Origin of the sequence: Actinotalea sp. (assembly GCF_035443605.1) — a bacterium.
GTDB lineage: Bacteria > Actinomycetota > Actinomycetes > Actinomycetales > Cellulomonadaceae > Actinotalea.
In genome coordinates, this window is sequence record NZ_DAORSQ010000003.1 from 25575 (window position 1) to 46688 (window position 21114).

Genomic DNA, 21114 nt, shown 5'->3' on the forward strand with positions numbered 1-21114 from the left:
GACCGCCTCGTGCGAGCGCGGCAGCAGACCGTCCGGGCCGACGGCGGCGTCGTCGTCCGCGAGCTCGCGGCGCACCGCGTCCGGGTCGAGGTACGGCAGGGCGTGCACGTGCACGGGGCCGTGCTCGTCCGCGAGCACCACCGGCGTGCCGATCCCGGCAACGCGCGCCCGCAGGTGCACACCGGACCGCATGAGCGCGGCCCCGAAGCCGAGCCGGATCGCCGAGTCGTGGTTGCCCGGCGTGAGGATCACGGCGGCGCGCTCGCTGAGCCGGGCCAGGGCGTCGGCCAGCAGCGCGACGGCCTCGACGGGCGGCAGGGCGCGGTCGTAGACGTCCCCCGAGACCACCACGGCGGCCGCGTCCTCGGCGCGCACGAGGTCGACGAGATGGTCAAGGTACGCGGCCTGGTGGCCGAGCAGGTCCACCCCGTGCAGGGTGCGACCGAGGTGCCAGTCGCTGGTGTGCACGATCCGCATGGCGCGACGCTAGCCCGCCCGGCCGACACACGCGCAGCCGTCCGCGGCAGCCGTGCGCGGCACCGGGACGATCCCGGTGCCGGGTGGCAGGATCCGAGGAGATCCCCGCACGACGACCAGGAGACCACCATGCAGCCCACCGACGGCACCGGACCCTCGCTGCGGCTGGTCCCGGATCTCGCCCCCGAGGCCGACGAGCCCACGGACGGCGCCGAGCCGGACCCCGGCGCGGACGCGGACGCCGGGGCCGGGACCTTCACCACCCCGTTCGGTGATCTCGACGAGTACGTCGCGCTGCCCCGGATGTCCGGCCTCGTGCTCTCGCCGGACGGCTCGCGCCTCGTCACCCAGGTCTCCACGCTCAACCACGACCGCACCACCGCCCGCACCGCGCTGTGGGAGGTCTACCCGTCACGTGCCAAGCCTGCGCGCCGCCTGACCCGCAGCGCGCAGGGCGAGTCGGGTGCGGCGTTCACGCCCGACGGCGACCTGCTCTTCACGTCCAAGCGCCCCGACGCCGACGCGAAGGACGACAAGCCGCTCGACGCGCCGGCCCTGTGGGTGCTGCCTGCGGGCGGGGGCGAGGCCCGCGTGGTCGCCACGCGCCCCGGCGGGGTCGGCGGCCTGCGCACGGCACGCGCGTCGACGGGCGTCGTGTTCCTCAGCGACCAGCTCCGGGCCGCGCAGGACGGCGACGACGACGAGCGCCTGCGCGCGGTGCGCAAGGACGCCAAGGTCAGCGCGATCCTGCACGAGGGGTACCCGGTCCGGTACTGGGACCACGACCTCGGCCCCGCAGCCCCGCACCTGCTGGGCTGGACGTACCGTCCCGGCGACGACGTCGCGCGCGCGGTCGAGGTGGCCAGCCACAGCGTCGAGCACCTGCCGGTCACCGACCTCGCACCCACGCCCGGCGAGGCTCTGCGCGAGGCCCACCTGGACCTCAGCCCGGACGGCACCACCGTCGTCACCACGTGGAACCTGCTGCAGGCCCGCGGGGCCGTGCGCACCGCGCTCGCGCGGATCGACGTGCGGACGCGGCAGCGCACGCTGCTCGTCGACGACCCGGCCGCCGACGTCGGCCATCCGGTGATCTCCCCGGACGGCCGGGCCGTCGCCTACGTGCGCGAGTCCGTCTCCGACCCCGAGCACGCCCCGCGGGTCACGCTGCACCTGCTGCCGCTCGACGGCTCGGCGGAGCCCGCGGCGCTCGTCGCGCACTGGGACCGGTGGGTGACGGGCCTGCAGTGGCTCCCGGACGGCTCGGGCCTCGTGGTGACGGCGGACCAGGACGGCCGCGCGCCCGTGTTCGTCGTCGACCTGGAGTCCGACACCGTCACGCAGCTGACGGTCGACGACCACGCCTACTCCGACCTGCAGGTGGCGCCCGACGCGAGCGTCGTCTACGCGCTGCGCTCGTCCTACCTCGCGCCGGCCCACCCCGTGCGGATCCAGCTCGCCGACGAGGAGGGTCACCCGCGCGGGACCGTCACCGTGCTGCGCGCGCCCGCGCCGCCCCCCACGCTGCCCGGCACGCTCACCGAGGTCCGGACCACCGTCGGCGAGGGCGCCATCGGGGCCAGCCCGGTGCAGGTGCGCGGCTGGCTCGCCCTGCCGGACGGCTGCGACCACGAGCACCCGGCACCGCTCCTGCTGTGGATCCACGGCGGGCCGCTGGGCTCCTGGAACACCTGGTCGTGGCGCTGGAACCCGTGGCTGATGGTCGCCCAGGGCTACGCCGTCCTGCTGCCGGACCCCGCGCTGTCCACCGGCTACGGCCAGGACTTCATCCAGCGTGGCTGGGGCGCATGGGGAGCCGAGCCCTACACCGATCTCCTGGCGATCACCGACGCCGCCGAGGCGCGGCCCGACATCGACGCGACGCGGACCGCCGCCATGGGCGGCTCGTTCGGCGGGTACATGGCCAACTGGGTTGCGGGGCACACGGACCGGTTCCGGGCGATCGTCACGCACGCGAGCCTGTGGGCGCTGGACCAGTTCGGGCCGACGACCGACGCGTCGTTCTACTGGGCGCGCGAGATGACCGAGGAGATGGCGGCGGCGAACTCGCCGCACCGGCACGTCCGCGAGATCGTCACCCCGATGCTCGTGGTGCACGGCGACAAGGACTACCGGGTGCCCATCGGTGAGGGCCTGCGGCTCTGGTACGAGCTGCTGTCCGCCTCACGCCTGCCCGCCGACGCCGAGGGCCGGACCGCCCACCGGTTCCTCTACTTCCCCGACGAGAACCACTGGGTGCTCTCGCCGCAGCACGCGAAGGTCTGGTACCAGGTGGTGCTCGGATTCCTGGGCGAGCACGTGCTGGACGCCGGACCCGCACCACGCCCGGAGACGCTGGGCTGACGCGGGGCGTGCGGCCCGCCACCCGGCGCCCGGCCCTGCGGTCGCCCGACGCCGGGTCGCCCGGCCCCGCGGTCGCCCGACGCCGCCGTCGCCCGACGCCGCGGTCGTCGTAGCGGCACCTGGGACGCGAGGGGCGGGTGAGCCCTCGTCTCCGCACCACGGGCACCACCCGCACCATCCGCCGCTACGACGACCGGCCCGACCGTCGGCAGAGGTGGACCGTGGCGGGCCGAGGGACGCGCTGGCCGGCGGGCCGAGGGACACGCTGGCCGGCGGGCCGAGGGACGCACTGGCCAGCGGGCCGAGGGACACGCTGGCCGGCGGGCCGACGGCGGGCGGCCGACACCGCAGGCCTGCGGCTCAGCGGGTCGTGAACTCCAGCGGGACCTTCCCGGCCATGCCCAGCAGGTCGAACATGTCGAGCACGAGGGCCGGCGGGTCGCGGAGCACGACGTGCCGGTCGTCCTCCTGCGCGGCCTTGAGCAGCTGGAGGATGAACGCCAGGCCCGAGGAGTCGAGGAACTCCACGGCCGACGCGTCCACCACCACCGCACCGCCGTGCTGGAGCGCGCGCGCCATCACCGCGCTGGCCTGCCCGCGCAGGCTCGCGTCGACGTCGCCCCACATCCGCACCAGGGTGCCGTCCGCGAGGTCGACGGCCTCGAGGCCGCCGACCGGGTGGTCGAGCGGGCCGTCGTGGTCGGGCTCGGTCATCGGGTCCCCATCCTGTCTCGCCCAGCACAGTACGACGACGGCGCACGGTCGCGCGCCCCCGCGTCCGGCTCCGGGCGAGTCGTCCCGGTTCGTCCCCTCCCGCTGCCGGCACGGGCACCGGCCCGACGACGTGCCGCCCCCGCCCTCGCGCGCGCCGACGGCGGCGCCGACCGGGAGCCGGCACCGCCGTCGTCGTGCAGGTCAGTCGTGCGCGTGCTGCAGGTGCACCCTGGTCCGGGCGACCAGCACCGGGCACGGCGCGTGCAGCACCACGGTGTGACTGACCGAGCCGAGCAGCAGCCGAGCCACCCCGTGCCGCCCGCGGCTGCCCACCACGACGAGGCTCGCGCCCGCCGCGACCCGGAGCAGCGCGGTGGCCGCCTGCTCGTGCAGGAGGTGGGTGTGGACCACGAGGTCCGGGTAGGTCTCGGCGAGGCCGGCGACGGACTCCGCGAGCACCAGCCGCTCCTCCTCCTCGACCTGCTCGACCACGCCCAGAGGGAAGACGTCGGTGGCCGCGAAGGTCGTCGGCTCCTGCCAGGCGTGCACGACGTGCAGGTCCTGGCCCGTCCAGTCCGCCTCGGCAGCAGCGAGCGCGATCGCCTCGACCGCGTCCGCCGAGCCGTCCGCGCCGACCACCACGCCCGTGGCCTCGGGTCCCGGCAGGTGCGCCACCACGACGACCGGGCAGTGCGCCCCGGCCGCGATCTGGTAGCTCAGCGATCCGGAGAACACCCGCTCCACGGCGCTGAGCCGGTGGGAGCCGACGACGAGCAGGTCGGCCTCGCGGGACCGCTCGACGAGGGCGAGCGCCGGGACCCGCCGATCCACGTCCACCTGGACCGGCACGCCGGGAGCCGCCGCGCGCGCCCGGGCCGCGGCATCCTCGAGGAGGGTCGTCGCGCCCTGGATGATCGCGTCGTCGTAGAGCAGGTCGATCGCCGCCATGGGGAACCCGGTCGCGGTCACCAGCTCGAGCGTCCACCCGCGCAACGCGGCCGCCCTGGCAGCCCAGACCAGCGCGTCGTCGCTGCTCGGGACACCCTCGACGCCGCAGAGGATCTTCCTGGTCATCGTGGCCCACCTCCCCGTGCGAGGGCGGCGGCACGGGTGGCGATCATCCGCGCTCACGGCGTCTCGCGTCCCCTCCACCGTCGTCCCGGTGGGGTCCGGACGCAAGGGCCCAACGTCCTCGCGCAGGTCAGGGGGGCGGCGCCCGCAGTGCCGACCGGCCAACACCCCGCTCGGACCGTCGCGCACCGTCGCGGACCGTCGGCTAACTCCCGCCCACGGTCGCCCACGGTCGCGGACCGTCGCACCGTGTTCACACGTCCGACATCCGCCCGCCCTAGCGTGGAGCCATGCCCGAGGTGACGATCACCACCCCGCGCGGGATCCGGCTCGCGGCGACGTTCGAGCCGGCCCCCCCGCGTGCCGAGGCGACCCCGGCGGCCCCCGGCTGGGTCGCGCCGTCGGGCAGCGCCGTCGTCTTCGCCCACGGGTTCCTCGCCGATCGCTCCTCGCGCGGCCGCGCCGACGTCTTCGCCGCGGCCTACCGCGAGCGTGGGCTGGCCACGCTGCAGCTCGACTTCGCGGGCTGCGGGGCGTCCGACGACGACGTCGTCGAGGTGGGCCGTCAGGTCGAGGACCTCACCGCGGCCTACGACCACCTCATCGCGGCCGGCTACCCACGACTCGTCGTGCACGGGCACAGCCTCGGGGCGCTCGTCGCGCTGCGCACGTCGTCGCCCCACGTCGAGGCGATGGTTCTCACCGGGGCCGTGACGGGCCCGATCCTGCACCCCTGGGACCAGGTGCTCTCACCGGCCCAGCTCGCGGAGCTCGACGCGACGGGTCGCACGACGATCCTCGACGACGGCCCGTCCGGCCGTACGGGAATGGTCATCAGCGCGCAGACGCTCGCCGACTTCGCCGACGTGGACCAGGAGTCGCTGCTCGGCGCGGTGGCCTGCCCTGTGCTCATGGTGCACGGCGGGGCGCTGGTCGACGGCGAGGAGCACCCCCTGCTGACCCGGTCCCGGGTGGGGCTGCCGTACCTGCCGGCGGGCTCCGCGCTCGAGGTCGTGAGCGGCGGGGACCACGCGCTGCTGGACTACACCGACGCCGTGGTCCGCAAGGCCCTCGACTGGCTCTCCCTCCACCTCGGCTGACCCTCCCCCACCCCATCCGGTTCTCTGCAGATCTGGGTCGTCTGTGGACCGATACCTGCAGAGAACCGGGCTGGCGAGGGCGTGGGGCGCTCCGTCGTGCGAGGCTCGGGCGGTGAGCGATGCACCTCTGGGCGTCACCGGCGCCACCGGCCACCTCGGCGGGCTCGTCGCGCAGACGTTGGCCGCAGCCGGGGTCGCCCAGCGGCTGCTCGTGCGCGACCCCCGACGCGCGCCGCAGCTGCCGGGCGCGGAGGTCGCCGCCGTGACCTACGGACGGGATGCGCTCGCCGCGCTCGACGGGATCCGCACGCTGCTCATGGTCTCCGCCGCCGAGAGCCCCGACCGCGTCGCCGAGCACGTCGCGTTCCTCGACGACGCCGCCGAGGCCGGCGTGGAGCACGTCGTCTACACCTCCTTCGTCGGCGCCGGGCCGTCGGCGACGTTCACGCTCGCGCGCGACCACGGCGCCACCGAGGACCACGCGCGCCGCTCGGGGCTGCGGTGGACCTTCCTGCGGGACAACCTCTACCTCGACCTGCTGCCGCACCTCGTCGGGCCCGACGACGCCCTGCGCGGCCCGGCAGGGGACGGCCTGCTCGCCGGGGTGGCGCGTGCCGACGTCGCCCGCGCGGCCACGGCAGTGCTGCTCGACCCGCGTCGGCACGCCGGGCGGACCTACGAGCTCACGGGCCCGCACGCGATGACGCTCGCCGAGGTGGCCTGGCAGATCGGCACCTCGACCGGTCGCGAGATCCGGTACGTCGCCGAGTCGTTGCCCGAGGCGTACGCCTCCAGGGCGCCCTACGACGCGCCGGGCTGGCAGGTCGACGCGTGGGTCTCGACCTACACGGCGATCGCGGCCGGGGAGATGGCCACGGTGTCCGACGACGTCCGACGGCTCACCGGCCGACCGCCGCTGGGCCTGGCGCAGGTGCTCGCCGGTGCCTGAGCGGCCGCGCTGCAGCCCGGGCGTGCTCCTCCGGCCGGCCGTGCTCGTGCGGCCGGGCGCGCTCCTCCGGGCGGCCGTGCTCGTGCGGCCGGCCGACCGGCTCTGACGCGTCTCGTGGCCGCCGCCACGCCTGCCCGGAATCGAGGCGACCGCCGCCGCCGCGCTCGGCGACAATGGAGGACCGTGAGCGACCAGCCCCCCGCCCCGCAGCCGACGTCGGACCCCCGACGTCGCTCCGGCGCGCGCGGACGTGGACGACGACGCCCCGCCGCAGCACACGAGCAGGTCACCACGAGCCCGCAGGACGGGCCGACGACCGAGGACGGTGCGGAAGCCTCCGTCGAGGCGCCGGCGCTCGCGGCGCGGCCGGGCCGTTCCGGTGGTCGACGCGGCGAGGCGCGAGGCAGGGCCGCGCATCCCGACCGCCACGGCGGCGCCGCCGGCCGCGAGCGCCGCGCCGAGGTGCGCCGCGCCGTCGTCGTGCCGCCGCTGACCTACCCCGAGCAGCTTCCCGTCTCCGCACGCCGCACGGACATCTCCGCCGCGATCCGGGACCACCAGGTGGTCATCGTCGCGGGGGAGACCGGCTCGGGGAAGACCACGCAGATCCCCAAGATCGCGCTCGAGCTGGGGCGTGGCCGCACCGGGCAGATCGGGCACACCCAGCCGCGACGCATCGCCGCGCGGGCCGTCGCCGAGCGGGTCAGCGAGGAGATCACCGGGGGCTCGGGCGCGCTGGGCACGATCGTCGGCTACCAGGTGCGGTTCACCGACCAGTCCTCCGAGCAGACGCTCGTCAAGGTGATGACCGACGGCATCCTGCTGGCCCAGATCCAGCGCGACCCGCAGCTGCTGGCCTACGACACGCTCATCATCGACGAGGCGCACGAGCGGTCGCTCAACATCGACTTCATCCTCGGCTACCTCACGCGGCTGCTGCCGCAGCGGCCGGACCTCAAGGTGGTCATCACCTCCGCGACCATCGACTCCGAGCGGTTCGCGCGGCACTTCGCGGGACCGCCGTCGGCCGAGCACCCCGACGGCGTCCCGGCCCCCGTCATCGAGGTCACCGGGCGCACGTACCCGGTGGAGGTCCGCTACCGGCCGCTGACCCCGGACCCGGAGCCCGCGGAGGACCCCCTCGACGGCCTCGACCCGGACCTCTCGCCCGGGACGACCTCCTCCTCGGCCGACGCGGTCGGATCCCCTCTCGCCTCCGCGGTGCGGAGCGTCGGGGCCGCGACACACGGGCGTGTCGCACCCGAACGCTCCACTCGAGGTCGCAAGCCTCCGCACGGCGCCGGACGAGGGTCCGGTCCGGGACGAGGATCCGGTCCCGGCCGAGGATCCGGTCCCGGCCGAGGATCCGCCGCCGCCGCTCCCGCCGAGCCGCGCGACCTCATGACCGCGATCTGCGAGGCGGTCGACGAGCTCTCCGCGCTCGGCCCCGGCGACATCCTCGTGTTCCTCTCCGGCGAGCGCGAGATCCGCGACGCCGAGGACGCGCTGCGCACCCACCTCGGCCCCCGCGCGGTCGGGTCGGGGCCGACCACCCCCCGCAGCGTCGAGCTGCTCCCGCTCTACTCACGCCTGTCCGCAGCCGAGCAGCACCGCGTGTTCGAGTCCCACGGGACGCGCCGCGTGGTGCTCTCCACGAACGTCGCCGAGACCTCGCTCACCGTCCCCGGCGTGCGGTACGTCGTCGACCCCGGCACGGCGCGCATCTCGCGCTGGTCCAAGACCACCAAGGTCCAGCGGCTGCCGATCGAGCCCATCAGCCAGGCGAGCGCGCGCCAGCGCTCTGGTCGGTGCGGACGCGTGGCCGACGGCGTCGCGATCCGGCTCTACTCCGAGGCCGACTTCGACTCGCGCACCGAGTTCACCGAGCCCGAGATCCTGCGCACCTCGCTGGCCTCGGTCATCCTGCAGATGGTGGCCGTGGGCGTCGCGGCCAGCCCGGAGGACGTCGCCCGGTTCCCGTTCGTCGAGCCGCCCGACACCCGCTCGGTGCGCGACGGCGTCGCGCTGCTCGTCGAGCTGGGCGCGCTCGAGACGCAGGACGGCGTCACACGGCTCACCGAGGTGGGCCGGGCGCTGGCGCAGCTGCCGATGGACCCGCGGCTGGCGCGGATGGTCGTCGAGGGCGGACGGCGCGACGTCGCGCGCGAGGTCATGATCATCGCGGCGGCGCTGTCCATCCAGGACCCGCGCGAGCGCCCCGTCGAGCAGCGACCGCAGGCCGACCAGTCGCACGCCCGCTTCGCCGACCCGACGTCGGACTTCCTGTCCTACCTCAACCTGTGGCACCACGTGCGCGACCAGCAGCGCGAGCTGTCCGGCAGCGCGTTCCGCCGGATGTGCCGCGCCGAGCACCTCAACTACCTGCGCCTGCGCGAGTGGCAGGACGTCGTCACGCAGCTCAAGGAGATGGCCCGACCGCTGGGCATCGTCGTGCGCCCGCCCGGGTCGCCCGCGACCGTCTCGGCCGGGCCGGCCAGCGGGACGGTGCGCCGCTCCGCTCCCGGCGCGCGGGCCCTGAGCGCGCAGGAGGCGGCAGACGAGGCCCAGGTCCGCGACGACGCCGTCGTTGTCGACCTGCGGCTGAGCTGGGACGCGGACCGGATCCACCAGTCGCTGCTCGCCGGCCTGCTGTCCCACCTCGGGATGCAGGAGGCGACCGAGGTGCGCGCGGGGGCGAAGGGCTCGTCGTCGGCCAAGGGCGGCCAGCCCGCGCGCAAGGGGGCGCGCAACGAGTACCTGGGAGCGCGCGGCGCGCGGTTCGCGATCTTCCCGGGATCGCCGCTGTCGCGGCGGCCACCCGCCTGGATCATGGCGGGGGAGCTGGTGGAGACCTCACGCCTGTGGGCCCGGGACGTCGCGCGCGTGCAGCCCGAGTGGGCCGAGGAGCTCGCCCCGCACCTCGTCAAGCGCACGTACTCCGAGCCCGTGTGGTCCACCAAGCAGGGCGCTGCGACGTGCTTCGAGAAGGTGCTGCTCTACGGCGTCCCGATCGTGGCGCAGCGTCGGGTGCTCTTCGCGGCGGTGGACCCCGAGCACGCACGCGAGCTGTTCCTCCGGCACGCGCTGGTGGGCGGCGAGTGGACCACCCACCACGCGTTCTTCCACGCCAACGCCGCGGTGCTCGAGCAGGCCGAGCAGCTGGAGCACCGGGCACGGCGCCGGGGGCTCGTGGTGGACGACGACGCGCTCTTCGCGTTCTACGACGAGCGGGTGCCGGCCGACGTCGTCTCCGCGCGGCACTTCGACACGTGGTGGAAGACCGCCCGGCGCACGCAGCCGACGCTGCTGGACCTCACGCTCGAGATGCTCGTCGCAGACGAGGCCGCGCACGCTGTCGACCCGGCGCGCTTCCCCGCCGTGTGGCCGCAGGGCGACCTCGAGCTGCCGCTGACCTACCAGTACGACCCGGGCACCGCCGCCGACGGCGTCACCGTGCACGTCCCGGTCGCGGTGCTGACCCGTGTGGCGCCCGACGGGTTCGACTGGCTCGTGCCAGGCCTGCACCACGAGCTGGCGACGGCGACGATCCGCTCGCTCCCCAAGGCGGTCCGCGTCCAGCTGGTGCCCGCACCCGACGTCGCGCGCGAGGTGGTCGCGTGGATGCAACGCACCCAGCCGGCCTGGGCGGACACCGTCCGCGCCGGGGACATGGCGCCGTCGTGGCGCGAGGTCTTCGCCCGTGCGGTGCGTGCCCTGCGCGGCGTCGAGGTGCCCGACGACGCCTGGGCGGACGCGCGGCTCCCGGCGCACCTGACGATGACCTTCCGGGTGCACGACGAGCGCGCGGGTGCCTCGGTGCTGCTCGACGAGGGCACCGACCTCGTCGCGCTGCAGCGCCGGCTCGCCACGCAGGCCGAGCAGGCGGTCCGGTCCGCGGTCCGCGACGCCGTCCGGACCGCGGTGCGGGAGTCCACCGCGGTGGGGGGGGACGGGGCCCGTGCGGGTGCGGGGCGTTCCGGGGTCGGTGCGGAGCGTTCCGGCGTGGGTGCGGAGCGTTCCGGCGTCGGTGCGGAGCGTTCCGGCGTCGGTGCGGAGCGTTCCGGGGTCGAGCGGAGTGATGCGGTCGGACCCGCCGGCGTGTCACAGCCACAACGCTCCGCTCCGGGGTCGGGCTCCGCTCCGGGGTCGGGCTCCGCACCCGGTGGGGGGACCTCGCCCGAGGCCCGCCCGGCCCGGAGCGACGCCGAGGACGTCCCCGCAGCTGCCCTCGACCAGCCCGCCCTGACCACCTGGCCGACCGCCCTCCCGGACGGCCGGATCCCCGACGTCGTACGGTCCACGGCCGCGGGCCACACGGTGCTGGGCCACCCCACGCTCGTCGTCGAGACCCCCCGCCGCGACGCGCCGTCGTCCGTTGCGCTGCGCGTGCTGGCCGACGCCGCGCCCGACCGGCACGCGCGCGCCGTCCGCGAGCTGCTGCTGGGCGAGCTCGTGCTGCCCACGGGCCGAGTGACCAGCCGCTGGTCGAACACGCACGCACTGACCCTCGCGGCGAGCCCCTACCCGAGCACCGCGGCGCTCGTCGTCGACCTGCAGCGTGCGGCGCTCGACGCGCTGCTCGCCGAGCGCGCGCCCGGCCCCGTCCGCGACGAGGCCGCGTACCGGGCGCTGCGTGCCGACCTGCGCGACGCCCTCGAGGACCGCACGGCCCGCGTCGCGGCCGACCTCGTCACGGTGCTCACCGCCGCCCGCGACGTCGACGCCGCGCTGCGCACCACCGCGAGCCTCAGCCTGCTCGGGGCGCGGGCCGACGTCCGGGCCCAGCTCACCGCGCTGGTCGGCGACGGTTTCGTGGTCACGGCCGGCGCCGCCCGGCTGCCGCACCTCGTCCGCTACCTGCGCGCTGCGCTGCACCGGCTGGCCAAGGCCGCCGAGTCCCCGCACCGCGACGAGGCGCTCACCGCGCAGGTCCGCGAGGCGAGCGCGGCGGTCGAGGCCGTCGTGGACGCCGCCCGCACGGCCGCCCCCGACGCGTCCCGCGACGCCCGGATCGCCGAGGCACGCTGGCTGGTCGAGGAGCTGCGGGTCAGCCTCTTCGCGCAGCAGCTCGGCACGGCCGTGCCCGTGTCGCTCAAGCGCATCCGGTCGGTGCTCGCAGGCTGACCCCTCGCAGGCTGACCCCGGGTGGGCAGGTGCGCGGGCGGACCCACCGGCTCGCCGGCCCGCCGGCCGCACTGGCGCCCGACCCGCCGGTACGGACCGTGGTGCGCAGGGTGCTGACGGGGCCGACGGGACCACCCCGGCTCCACTCCCGCACCACCCGCCGCACGCTCCGCAGGGGCGGGTCATGGTGCGACCGCCGTCGCACCGGGCCCGACGGACCGCCGTCCCGACGACCCTGTGGACGGCCCGCCGTTGTCACCGCCCTGCGCCAGACTTCTCGCATGACGAGCCCGACCCCCGCCGCACCCCCGCCGAGCCCGGCGGGCACGCCGAGCCCGACACCCCCGCCGTCCCCGGCGACCACGCCGAGCCAACCCGGCGCCCGGTGCTTCGGCGACGGGGACCCGCTCTACGAGGAGTACCACGACGTCGAGTGGGGACGCGTCACGCGCGGCGACGCGGCGCTCTACGAGCGGTTCAGCCTCGAGGCGTTCCAGTCGGGGCTCTCCTGGATCACGGTGCTGCGCAAGCGGCCGGCGTTCCGGCTGGCGTTCGCCGAGTTCGACCCCGAGGTGGTCGCCCGGTTCGACGACGGCGACGTCGCGCGACTGCTGGCCGACGCAGGGATCGTGCGCAACAGCGCCAAGGTGGCGGCGACCATCGCCAACGCCCGCGCCGTGCTGGACCTGTGGTCCGCCGGGACCACGCTCACCGACCTCGTCTGGGCGCACGCGCCCGAGCAGCCCGTGCGCCGGCCGCGCGCGGTCAGCCTCGCGCAGGTGCCGACGAGCACGGCGGAGTCGGCTGCCCTGGCACGTGCGCTCAAGGCCGCGGGCTTCCGTTTCGTCGGCCCGACGACGGCCTACGCCGCGATGCAGGCCTGCGGTCTGGTCGACGACCACCTCGCCTGCTGCCCTGTGGTCTCCGCCCGACGGTGACCGCGTCGCCCCCCTGGTGGGCGCCTGCCGCAGATACTCAGTAGGCTGAGGATCTGCCGCCCGAGCGGCAAGGCGCACCCGAGGAGACCCCGTGACCGCAGCAGCCGCCGCCAGCCCGGCCGAGCCCACCGCCGACACCGAGTCCGAGGACCGCTCCGCGAGGTACGCCTCGCTGCGTCGGTACAACCTCGTCGCCGCGGCCTTCCACGCCGTCCAGGCCGCCGCCGTGCTGGCCCTGGCCAACGACTTCACCATCCCGATCACGGGCACGTACCTCATCGGCCCGCCCGGGTCCCCCGGCGAGACGGTCCCCGTCCTCGACGTGCCGGTCGGGATCGCTGTGGCGGGCTTCCTCGCCCTCTCGGCGGTCTTCCACGGCGTCGTCGCGTCGCCGGGGTTCTTCGACCGGTATGTCGCCGGCCTGGAGAAGAAGATCAACGTCTTCCGATGGGTCGAGTACTCGTTGTCCAGCTCGCTCATGATCGTGCTCATCGCGCTCATCACCGGCATCAGCGACGTGGCCGCGCTGCTCGCGATCTTCGGCGTCAACGCCTCGATGATCCTGTTCGGGTGGCTCCAGGAGAAGTACCACCAGCCCGGCGACCGCGGCTGGCTGCCGTTCGTCTTCGGGTGCCTGGCGGGGGTGGTCCCGTGGCTCGCGATCCTCGTCTACGTCGTCGCCCCGGGGTCCACGAGCGGTGCGGAGCCGCCGACCTTCGTCTACGCGATCATCGTCTCGCTCTTCGCCTTCTTCAACGTCTTCGCGCTCGTCCAGTGGCTCCAGTACCGGCGGCTCGGCCGGTTCCGCGACTACCTCGTCGGCGAGCGCGCGTACGTCACGCTCAGCCTCATCGCGAAGTCGGCGCTCGCGTGGCAGGTCTTCGGGGGCACGCTCGCCGGCTGACACCCGCGGGGTCCGTCGGGCTCGGCGAGCGTCAGGCCCCCTCGGCCACGGCCGCCCTGAGCCGCGCCAACCGGGCGGTCCAGGCGGCCTTGAGGTCCGCGAGGCCGTCGCCGTCGGGCAGCTGGTGGTGCTGCACCGAGACCCGTACCCGGTCCGGATCCACCGGGTACAGGTGCACCGTCACGCGGGTGCCGTCGGGCCACGTCCAGTGCACGCGCCGCGCCGACGCGGAGCGCTCGACGGGCTCGACGTCGAGCCACCCGCTCCGCAGCGGCGCGGTGAGCAGTGCGAGCACGCGCTCGGGGTCGGCCCGGAGGGTGGCGCTCGTCGAGGTCTCGAAGGTGCCGTCGGCCTTCTGGCCGGGCAGCCGGCGCCCGCGCGCCTGCTCGTAGCCCACGGTCAGCGACTGGGCCCACCAGCCATCGACCCCCTGGTCGACCAGCCACCGCGCCACGACACCGTGGGTCCAGTCCGCCGCGCCCGCGACGTCCATGAGCGCGAACCACTCGTCGCGCCCGCGGCCCGTCCGGCTGCGCACCACCGTCTCGCCGACGACGTCCTCATGGGAGCGGATCGGGTCCTTGACCATGCCTCACCGTAACCCGGCCGGGCTCCGCGCCTGCCGGGCGAGCGCGGTGACGATCGGCAGGTCGGCGTCGAGCCACGGGACCGCCAGCCACGCGTCGGGTCCGAGCCACCGCAGCGCGTCGTGCTCCACGAGCGGCGCGGGGACCCCGTCGAGCACCACGGCGGACCACAGCCGCAGGGCGTACCGCTCGGAGATCGGCCAGTCCCCGCCGCCCGGCGCCGGGACGGGCGCCCCGAGCACGATGCCGACCCCCAGCTCCTCGGCGATCTCGCGGTGCAGGGCCTGCTCGGGCGACTCGCCGTCATCGACCTTGCCGCCCGGGAACTCCCACCGCCCCGCGAGTGCCGCCGGCCGACGCCGGCGTGCGGCGAGCAGGCGACGCGGCAGGTCGAGGTCGTCCACCAGCGCCGCGGCCACGACGAGGACGGGAGGGCTCATCGGATCAGTCTGGGGCACGGCAGGCGGGCGGCGGGTGGTCGCGACGATGGTCCACGACGTCGGGGCTCGGCGTGGGCCCGACGGCGATCAGGGGAGCTGCCAGCTGCCCAGGGCCGCGGCGCGGATCTGCTCGGCGAGCTCGGCCGGCCGACGCGCCGCGGGCGAGGCCGCTGCGGTCGTCCCGGCGGCCGCGCCACCGCCGACATCGGGCCCCCCGACGCCGTCGGCGCCACGGCCCGGATCCGGGTCGCCCGCACCCTGCGCATCGACGCCCCGCTCACCGACGGGCCGTCCGCGCAGGAGGCCTCTCAGCGCCCAGCCGATGCCGCGCGGCGCGGGCAGGCCGCTGACCAGGACGTACAGGTCGATCGTGCGTCCCTCGACGGCGGCGGAGACCAGCAGGTGGTGCAGCCGGCGGTGCTCCGCCTCGACGGGGTCGGCCGCGCCGCGGCGCGAGACCTCGCCGAGGCCGTGCCGGGAGAAGGTGCGCCCCAGGTCGGGGCTGTGCCCGACGTAGCGGACGGTGCCGGCATCGACGAGGGCGAAGACGCCCGGTGCCGCGGGCACGGGGGCCACGGACCAGATGCGACCGAACGGGCCGGGCGCTCGGTCCCCACCGGCCGGTCCGCCCTGGCGGTCGGGCCCGACGGGGGCCGGGACGTGCTGGAGTGCCACGACGCCTGCGGCGTCGCGCGCGACGCTGAGCGGGCCGACGAGGGTGAGCCGACGTCGCGCCAGGACGAGCTGGGCGGGGGCCCAGTGCTCGACCGGCACCGCTGGTGTGCCCGGACCGTTCATCGTCTCCTCGTCCTGCACATCCCCGGGCGACCGGGGAGCGGCCCGGCAGAGCGACGCACGGCCGAGCACGGTGGCTCCTGGGACCACGGGCCGCGAGGCCCGGGGCTCAGGAGCCGGCGGCTCAGCGCAGGCCGAACTGGCGGGCGAACTCCACGGCGTCGGCGCGGGTCGAGACGCCGAGCTTCTTGTAGACGCTGCGCACCTGCGACTTGACGGTGTTGCGCGTGACGAACAGCCGGCTCGCGATCTCCTCGAGCGTGGTCTCCTCGTCGAGGTTCGACAGGATGACGCGCTCACGGCGGGTCAGCGACGTGCGCTGCGACGGCACCATGCGCAGGTCGAGGGTCTCGATGGCCATGACAACCTCCAGGGGGTCACGGTGCCGGGGGGAGCACCGTCGTTCGGGTACACCTGGAGAGAGCGGGTTCTGCCGAGGCCATGACGCGACTTTCACCCGCAGTTCTCGCCCGGGACCCTTGCAGGCGCCGTGGGGCCGGGGTACAAGCCGTCACCCGGTGCATCGGCCCAGGTCACAGCCCTGACCTGGAGCAGGGGCTTCGACCCGCGTTCACCCGAACGGAGTAGTGCGACGCGCCCGGGCCTCCCCGCTCAGCCCTCGACGAGCGCCGCGTACTCCTCCGCCGAGAGCAGCGGGCCGGGCGTCGTGACCTCGACCCGCAGCAGCCAGCCCCGGCCGTACGGCTCGGCGTTGACGAGGGCGGGCTCCGCGACCGCCTCGGCGTTGACCTCGACGACCGTGCCGCTCACCGGCGCGTAGAGCTCGGAGACGGACTTGGTCGACTCGATCTCCCCGCACACCGAGCCGGCCGTCAGCACGGCGCCGACCTCGGGCAGCTCGAGGAACACGACGTCGCCCAGCGCGTCGGCCGCGTGGTCGGTGATGCCGATCGTCACGGGGGACCCGGCGGTCACCCACTCGTGCTCGGCGCTGTACATCAGGTCGGCCGGGATGCTGCTCATCGGTTCTCCTCGGTGCAGGTGGGCGGTTCTGGAACGCATCGGTCCCCCCGACTCCCCGATCGGTTCCAGAACCGGGGTCGGGGTCGGGGTCAGGCCTGGGGTCGACGGTAGAAGGGGAGGGACACCACGCGCACGGGTTCGGCGCGCCCGCGCACGTCGACGACCAGCTCGGTGCCCTCGGCGCTGACCTCGGGCGTCACGTACGCCATCGCGACGGGAACCCCCAGCGTGGGCGACGGCGCCCCCGAGGTCACCTCGCCGACGTGCGCGCCCAGTCCCGTCCCACCGGGCCCGGCCGGCACCCCTCCGGCACGACCGCCCGGGCCGGCGCCGTCGATCGACGGGACATGCACCGCGTAGCCGCCGCGCGCGGCACGCCGCCCCAGCCCGACGAGCCCCACCAGCCGCCGGGACGGCTCCGAGCCGGCTCGGGCCGCGAGGGCCGCGCGCCCGACGAAGTCCAGCGGTGCACCATCGGCGTCGGTCTTGTCGAGCCGGACCACGCGGCCCAGACCCGCGTCGTGCGGGGTCGTGGTCCGGTCCAGCTCGTGGCCGTACAGCGGCATGCCCGCCTCGAGCCGCAGGCTGTCGCGGCACGCCAGGCCCGCGGGGACAAGCCCTGCCGGGCGGCCCACCTCGAGCAGCGCCGCCCACAGCGCTGGGGCGTCGGCGGCAGGGACGAAGAGCTCGAAGCCGTCCTCGCCGGTGTACCCGGTCCGCGCGACCCAGGCCGTCACCGTGCTGCCGGGCGTGCTGCCGGGCAGGCCACCGGGCACGTCACCGGGCACGCCACCGGGCACGCCACCGGGCAGCATCAGGCCCGCCGTCACCCCGGCGTAGTAGCGCAGCCCGACGACGGCGTCACGGTCACCCGCGGCGACGAGCGGCGCGAGGATGCCCGCGGCCGCGGGTCCCTGGACCGCGACGAGCGCCGTCCCCGCGGACTCGTCGACCACGTCGACGTCCGGGCCCGTGCAGCGCGCCCGCAGCGCGGCGAGCACCACGGCGACGTTGGCCGCGTTGGCGACGACGACGTAGTCCACCTCGCCGGTCCGGTAGACGACGAGGTCGTCGAGGATGCCGCCGTCCGGCTGGCAGAGCATGGTGTACCGGGCCCTGCCGACGGCGAGCGCCGAGAGGTCGCCGACCAGCGCGCGGTCCAGGGCACCCCCGGCCCCGGCGCCGCGCACCCGGATCTCGCCCATGTGGGACAGGTCGAACAACCCCGCGGCGGTGCGCACCGCGTGGTGCTCGGCGAGGTCGGAGGTGTAGCGCAGCGGCATCGACCACCCCGCGAACGGCGTCATCGCGGCGCCGAGGGCGACGTGCTCGGCGTGCAGCGGCCCGGGCCGGGCGGCGGGAGCGTCCGAGGCCGCCGCGGGATCGACGGGCAGGGTGGCATCCGGGGCGGCGGTCGGCTCGCTCATACGTACTCCTCGATCGGCGGGCAGGTGCAGACGAGCGTGCGGTCGCCGGCGGCCTGGTCGATGCGGCGCACCGGCGGCCAGTACTTCGCGGCCCGCAGGGACGGCACCGGGAAGGCGGCCGTCTCGCGGCTGTAGGGCCGGTCCCAGTCCTCGACGAGCACGCTCGCCGCGGTGTGCGGGGCACCGCGCAGCGGCGAGCCCGCCAGCGACCACCGACCGTCGGCGACCGCGTCGATCTCGCCGCGGATCGCGACCATGGCCGCGACGAAGCGGTCCAGCTCCCCGAGGTCCTCGCTCTCGGTCGGCTCGACCATGAGCGTGCCGGCGACGGGGAAGGACAGCGTGGGCGCGTGGAAGCCGTAGTCCATGAGCCGCTTCGCGACGTCCTCCGCGGTGACCCCGGTCACGGCCGTGAGCGGGCGCACGTCGAGGATGCACTCGTGGGCGACGTACCCGCCAGGGCCCGTGTAGAGCACGGGGAAGTGCTCGGCCAGGCGGGCGGCGAGGTAGTTGGCGCCCAGCACGGCCACCTCGGTCGCCCGCCGCAGGCCGTCCGGTCCGAGCAGCGCGACGTAGGCCCACGAGATGGGCAGCACGCCGGCCGACCCGTGCGGGGCCCCGCTGACCTGGGTGCTCCCGGCACCCGGCAGGTACGCCGCGAGGTGTGCCGCGACCGCGACCGGCCCGACCCCCGGTCCCCCGCCGCCGTGGGGGATGGCGAACGTCTTGTGCAGGTTGAGGTGGGACACGTCCCCGCCGAGGTCGCCCGGCCGCGCCAGGCCCACCAGCGCGTTGAGGTTGGCCCCGTCGATGTACACCTGCCCGCCCGCCGCGTGCACCAGGTCGCAGACCTCGCGCACGTGCGCCTCGTACACACCGTGCGTCGAGGGGTACGTGATCATGATCGCCGCGACGTCGGCGGCGTGCTCGGAGAGCACCGTGCGCAGGTGGTCGAGGTCGATCTCGCCGTCGGGCGCCGTGCGGACGACGACGACCCGCATCCCCGCGAGCACCGCGGACGCGGCGTTGGTGCCGTGTGCCGAGGCGGGGATGAGGCAGACCGCGCGGTCGCCCTGGCCGTGTGCCCGGTGGAAGGCACGGATGGCCAGCAGCCCGGCGAGCTCGCCCTGGGACCCGGCGTTGGGCTGGACGCTCGCGGCGGCGTAGCCCGTGATCTCCGCGAGCCAGCCCTCGAGCTGCGCGACGAGCTCCGCGTAGCCGCGGGTCTGGTCGGCCGGCGCGTAGGGGTGGATGTCGGCGAAGCCCGGCCAGGAGATCGGCTCCATCTCCACCGCGGCGTTGAGCTTCATGGTGCAGGAGCCCAGCGGGATCATCGTGCGGTCGAGCGCGAGGTCCTTGTCCGCGAGCCGGCGCAGGTAGCGCATCATCGCGGTCTCGGAGCGGTGGGCGTGGAACGTCGGGTGCGTGAGGTACGCGCTCGTGCGGCGCAGCGCGGGCGGGATGGCGCCGTCTGCCGCCGTCGGGGTGAGCGGGGTCGCGGCGGGATCGGTGAGGGCGGCGACCACGACGGCGACATGGGCGGCGGTGGTCAGCTCGTCGGTCGTGACGCCGACGTGGTCCGCGTCGACGCGGCGCAGGTTGATGCCGTCGGCTCGGGCGGCCGCCACCACCGCGTCGGCCCGGCCGGGGACCCGGGCCAGGACGGTGTCGAAGAACGCGTCGTGGACCACCTCGACCCCCGCGCGACGCAGGCCGGCGGCCAGCGCGACCGCGTGGCCGTGCACGCGCTCGGCGATCGCGCGGAGCCCGTCCGGGCCGTGGTGCACGGCGTACATCGCGGCGACGACGGCGAGCAGGGCCTGCGCCGTGCAGATGTTGCTCGTGGCCTTCTCGCGGCGGATGTGCTGCTCGCGCGTCTGCAGCGCGAGGCGGAAGGCGGGGGCGCCGTCGGCGTCGGTGCTGACCCCCACGAGGCGACCGGGCAGCGTGCGCTCCAGACCGTGCCGCACCGCCATGAACGCGGCGTGCGGGCCGCCGCCCCACAGCGGCACGCCGAAGCGCTGCGAGGACCCGACGGCGACGTCGGCGCCCAGCTCCCCCGGCGGGGTGAGGAGCGTCAACGAGAGCAGGTCGGCGACCACGGTGACGAGCGCGCCGCGCTCGTGCGCCGCCGCCACGAGGGGCGCGACGTCGATGAGGCGACCGGTGCTCCCGGGCTGCTGCACGACGACGCCGACGACGTCCACGTCCGCCGGCAGACCGGCGGACACGTCCGCGACCACCAGCGGCAGGCCGATCGCCTCGGCGCGACCGCGGACCACCGCCAGCGTCTGCGGGTGGCAGTCGGCGTCGACGACCACGGCACCGTCGAGCCGGCCCTTGACCGCGCGGCGCATGAGGAGCACGGCCTCGGTGACCGCCGTGGCCTCGTCGAGCAGGCTCGCACCCGCCACCGGCAGCGCCGTGAGGTCCTCGACCATGGTCTGGAACACGAGCAGCGCCTCGAGGCGACCCTGGCTGATCTCCGGCTGGTAGGGCGTGTACGCCGTGTACCAGGCGGGGTTCTCCAGCACCGTGCGGCGGATCACCGGCGGGGTGACCGTGCCGTGGTAGCCCAGCCCGATCATGGGCGTGAGCACCTCGTTGCGGTCCGCGAGCGCTCGCAGGGCGGCGAGGACCTCGGGCTCGGTGCGGGCCGGCGGCAGGTCCAGCGGCGCCGCGCTGCGGATGGCGGCCGGGACGGCCGCGTCGACGAGGGCGTCCAGCGAGGACGCCCCGACGACGGCGAGCATGCGGTCCAGGTCGGCGGCGCGCGGGCCGATGTGCCGGTCGACGAAGCCCACGGCGGCCGGGCTCGATGGCGTGCCCGGGGAGGGGTGCTGGTTCTCGGGTGTGCTGGTCACGGGCGGCTCCGACGTCAGGCCCGGCGCAGGCCGGACGGGCAGGGCCTCCCCGCTCTGTCATCCGGGGCAGGGCCCCGACCTGAGAGTTTGGCCGTGCGCCCGGGGGCTCACGGTGTGCACCGTCGGTGGGCCACAGGGGTGGCCGCTTTCCAGAGTTGCCTCGCGGTGGCGGTACGGGGGCCTGAGAGTTTCCCGGGGAGGGCTTGCTCCTTCGGCGCCGGGGCCAGGGCCCACGGCTCTCCCGCCACAGCTCGAGCGGCGTGTTCGGTTGTGCGACCGAGCATAGGCGCGGCCCGGCGGGCCGTCAGCCCCCGGGTCAGCTGGTGGTACGGCCCGCCATGGTGGGAGCACGTGCGGGGCACGTGCGGAGGGTGGA

16 protein-coding genes and 1 riboswitch are annotated in these 21114 nt (G+C 75.6%); of the genes, 6 read left to right on the forward strand and 10 right to left on the reverse strand.

Going from position 1 to position 21114, the window contains the following annotated elements; genetic code table 11:
* The coding region (locus PKY62_RS00810) for a metallophosphoesterase family protein (RefSeq protein ID WP_324533876.1) at positions 1-477 on the reverse strand (477 nt) is incomplete at its 3' end.
* A gap of 129 nt (positions 478-606) precedes the next feature.
* On the opposite strand from PKY62_RS00810, the gene PKY62_RS00815 reads away from it, so the two are divergent.
* Entirely contained in the window at positions 607-2841 is a 2235-nt protein-coding gene (locus PKY62_RS00815) for a S9 family peptidase (RefSeq protein ID WP_502875762.1), read from the forward strand.
* A gap of 360 nt (positions 2842-3201) precedes the next feature.
* Here PKY62_RS00815 and PKY62_RS00820 read toward each other — a convergent pair whose 3' ends face one another.
* Positions 3202-3555, reverse strand: a complete 354-nt coding sequence (locus PKY62_RS00820; protein WP_324533878.1) for an STAS domain-containing protein — start codon at positions 3553-3555, stop codon at positions 3202-3204.
* Positions 3556-3756: 201 nt separating this feature from the next.
* Positions 3757-4629, reverse strand: a complete 873-nt coding sequence (locus PKY62_RS00825) for a universal stress protein (protein WP_324533880.1) — start codon at positions 4627-4629, stop codon at positions 3757-3759.
* A gap of 287 nt (positions 4630-4916) precedes the next feature.
* On the opposite strand from PKY62_RS00825, the gene PKY62_RS00830 reads away from it, so the two are divergent.
* The 5 genes from PKY62_RS00830 (at position 4917) to heR (ending at position 13641) form a co-directional block, all read left to right on the forward strand.
* Positions 4917-5726: an alpha/beta hydrolase gene (locus PKY62_RS00830; protein WP_324533883.1), complete on the forward strand. Its 810-nt coding sequence runs from the start codon at positions 4917-4919 to the stop codon at positions 5724-5726.
* Between the two features lie 112 nt (positions 5727-5838).
* Positions 5839-6675, forward strand: coding sequence for an SDR family oxidoreductase (locus tag PKY62_RS00835; protein WP_324533885.1), 837 nt, complete (start codon positions 5839-5841; stop codon positions 6673-6675).
* A gap of 183 nt (positions 6676-6858) precedes the next feature.
* The gene (locus PKY62_RS00840) at positions 6859-11799 is read left to right on the forward strand and encodes a DUF3418 domain-containing protein (RefSeq protein WP_502875763.1); all 4941 of its coding nucleotides are present in this window, start codon (positions 6859-6861) and stop codon (positions 11797-11799) included.
* Between the two features lie 281 nt (positions 11800-12080).
* Positions 12081-12737, forward strand: coding sequence for a DNA-3-methyladenine glycosylase I (locus tag PKY62_RS00845; protein ID WP_324533887.1), 657 nt, complete (start codon positions 12081-12083; stop codon positions 12735-12737).
* 91 nt (positions 12738-12828) lie between these two features.
* Positions 12829-13641 (forward strand): heliorhodopsin HeR, encoded by an 813-nt coding sequence (heR, locus tag PKY62_RS00850; RefSeq protein ID WP_324533889.1) that lies wholly within the window; start codon positions 12829-12831, stop codon positions 13639-13641.
* A 31-nt stretch (positions 13642-13672) separates the two neighbouring features.
* On the opposite strand, the gene PKY62_RS00855 is transcribed toward heR, so the two are convergent.
* From PKY62_RS00855 to gcvP, 7 genes are all read right to left on the reverse strand, one after another.
* On the reverse strand, positions 13673-14230 hold the full coding sequence (locus PKY62_RS00855; protein WP_324533891.1) for a hypothetical protein: 558 nt from the start codon (positions 14228-14230) through the stop codon (positions 13673-13675).
* A 3-nt stretch (positions 14231-14233) separates the two neighbouring features.
* Complete coding sequence (locus tag PKY62_RS00860) at positions 14234-14668, reverse strand: NUDIX domain-containing protein (protein WP_324533893.1); 435 nt, start codon at positions 14666-14668, stop codon at positions 14234-14236.
* 87 nt (positions 14669-14755) lie between these two features.
* Complete coding sequence (locus tag PKY62_RS00865; protein WP_324533895.1) at positions 14756-15466, reverse strand: hypothetical protein; 711 nt, start codon at positions 15464-15466, stop codon at positions 14756-14758.
* Between the two features lie 121 nt (positions 15467-15587).
* The gene (locus tag PKY62_RS00870) at positions 15588-15824 is read right to left on the reverse strand and encodes a LuxR C-terminal-related transcriptional regulator (RefSeq protein ID WP_324533897.1); all 237 of its coding nucleotides are present in this window, start codon (positions 15822-15824) and stop codon (positions 15588-15590) included.
* Between the two features lie 251 nt (positions 15825-16075).
* Entirely contained in the window at positions 16076-16447 is a 372-nt protein-coding gene (gcvH, locus tag PKY62_RS00875; protein ID WP_324533899.1) for a glycine cleavage system protein GcvH, read from the reverse strand.
* Between the two features lie 89 nt (positions 16448-16536).
* Positions 16537-17874: a glycine cleavage system aminomethyltransferase GcvT gene (gene gcvT / locus PKY62_RS00880; protein WP_324533901.1), complete on the reverse strand. Its 1338-nt coding sequence runs from the start codon at positions 17872-17874 to the stop codon at positions 16537-16539.
* Positions 17871-20738: an aminomethyl-transferring glycine dehydrogenase gene (gene gcvP, locus PKY62_RS00885; RefSeq protein WP_324533903.1), complete on the reverse strand. Its 2868-nt coding sequence runs from the start codon at positions 20736-20738 to the stop codon at positions 17871-17873. Before gcvP ends, gcvT begins: the two co-directional genes overlap by 4 nt.
* 159 nt (positions 20739-20897) lie before the next feature.
* Positions 20898-20992: riboswitch (glycine riboswitch) on the reverse strand.
* Between the last annotated feature and the right edge of the window lie 122 nt (positions 20993-21114).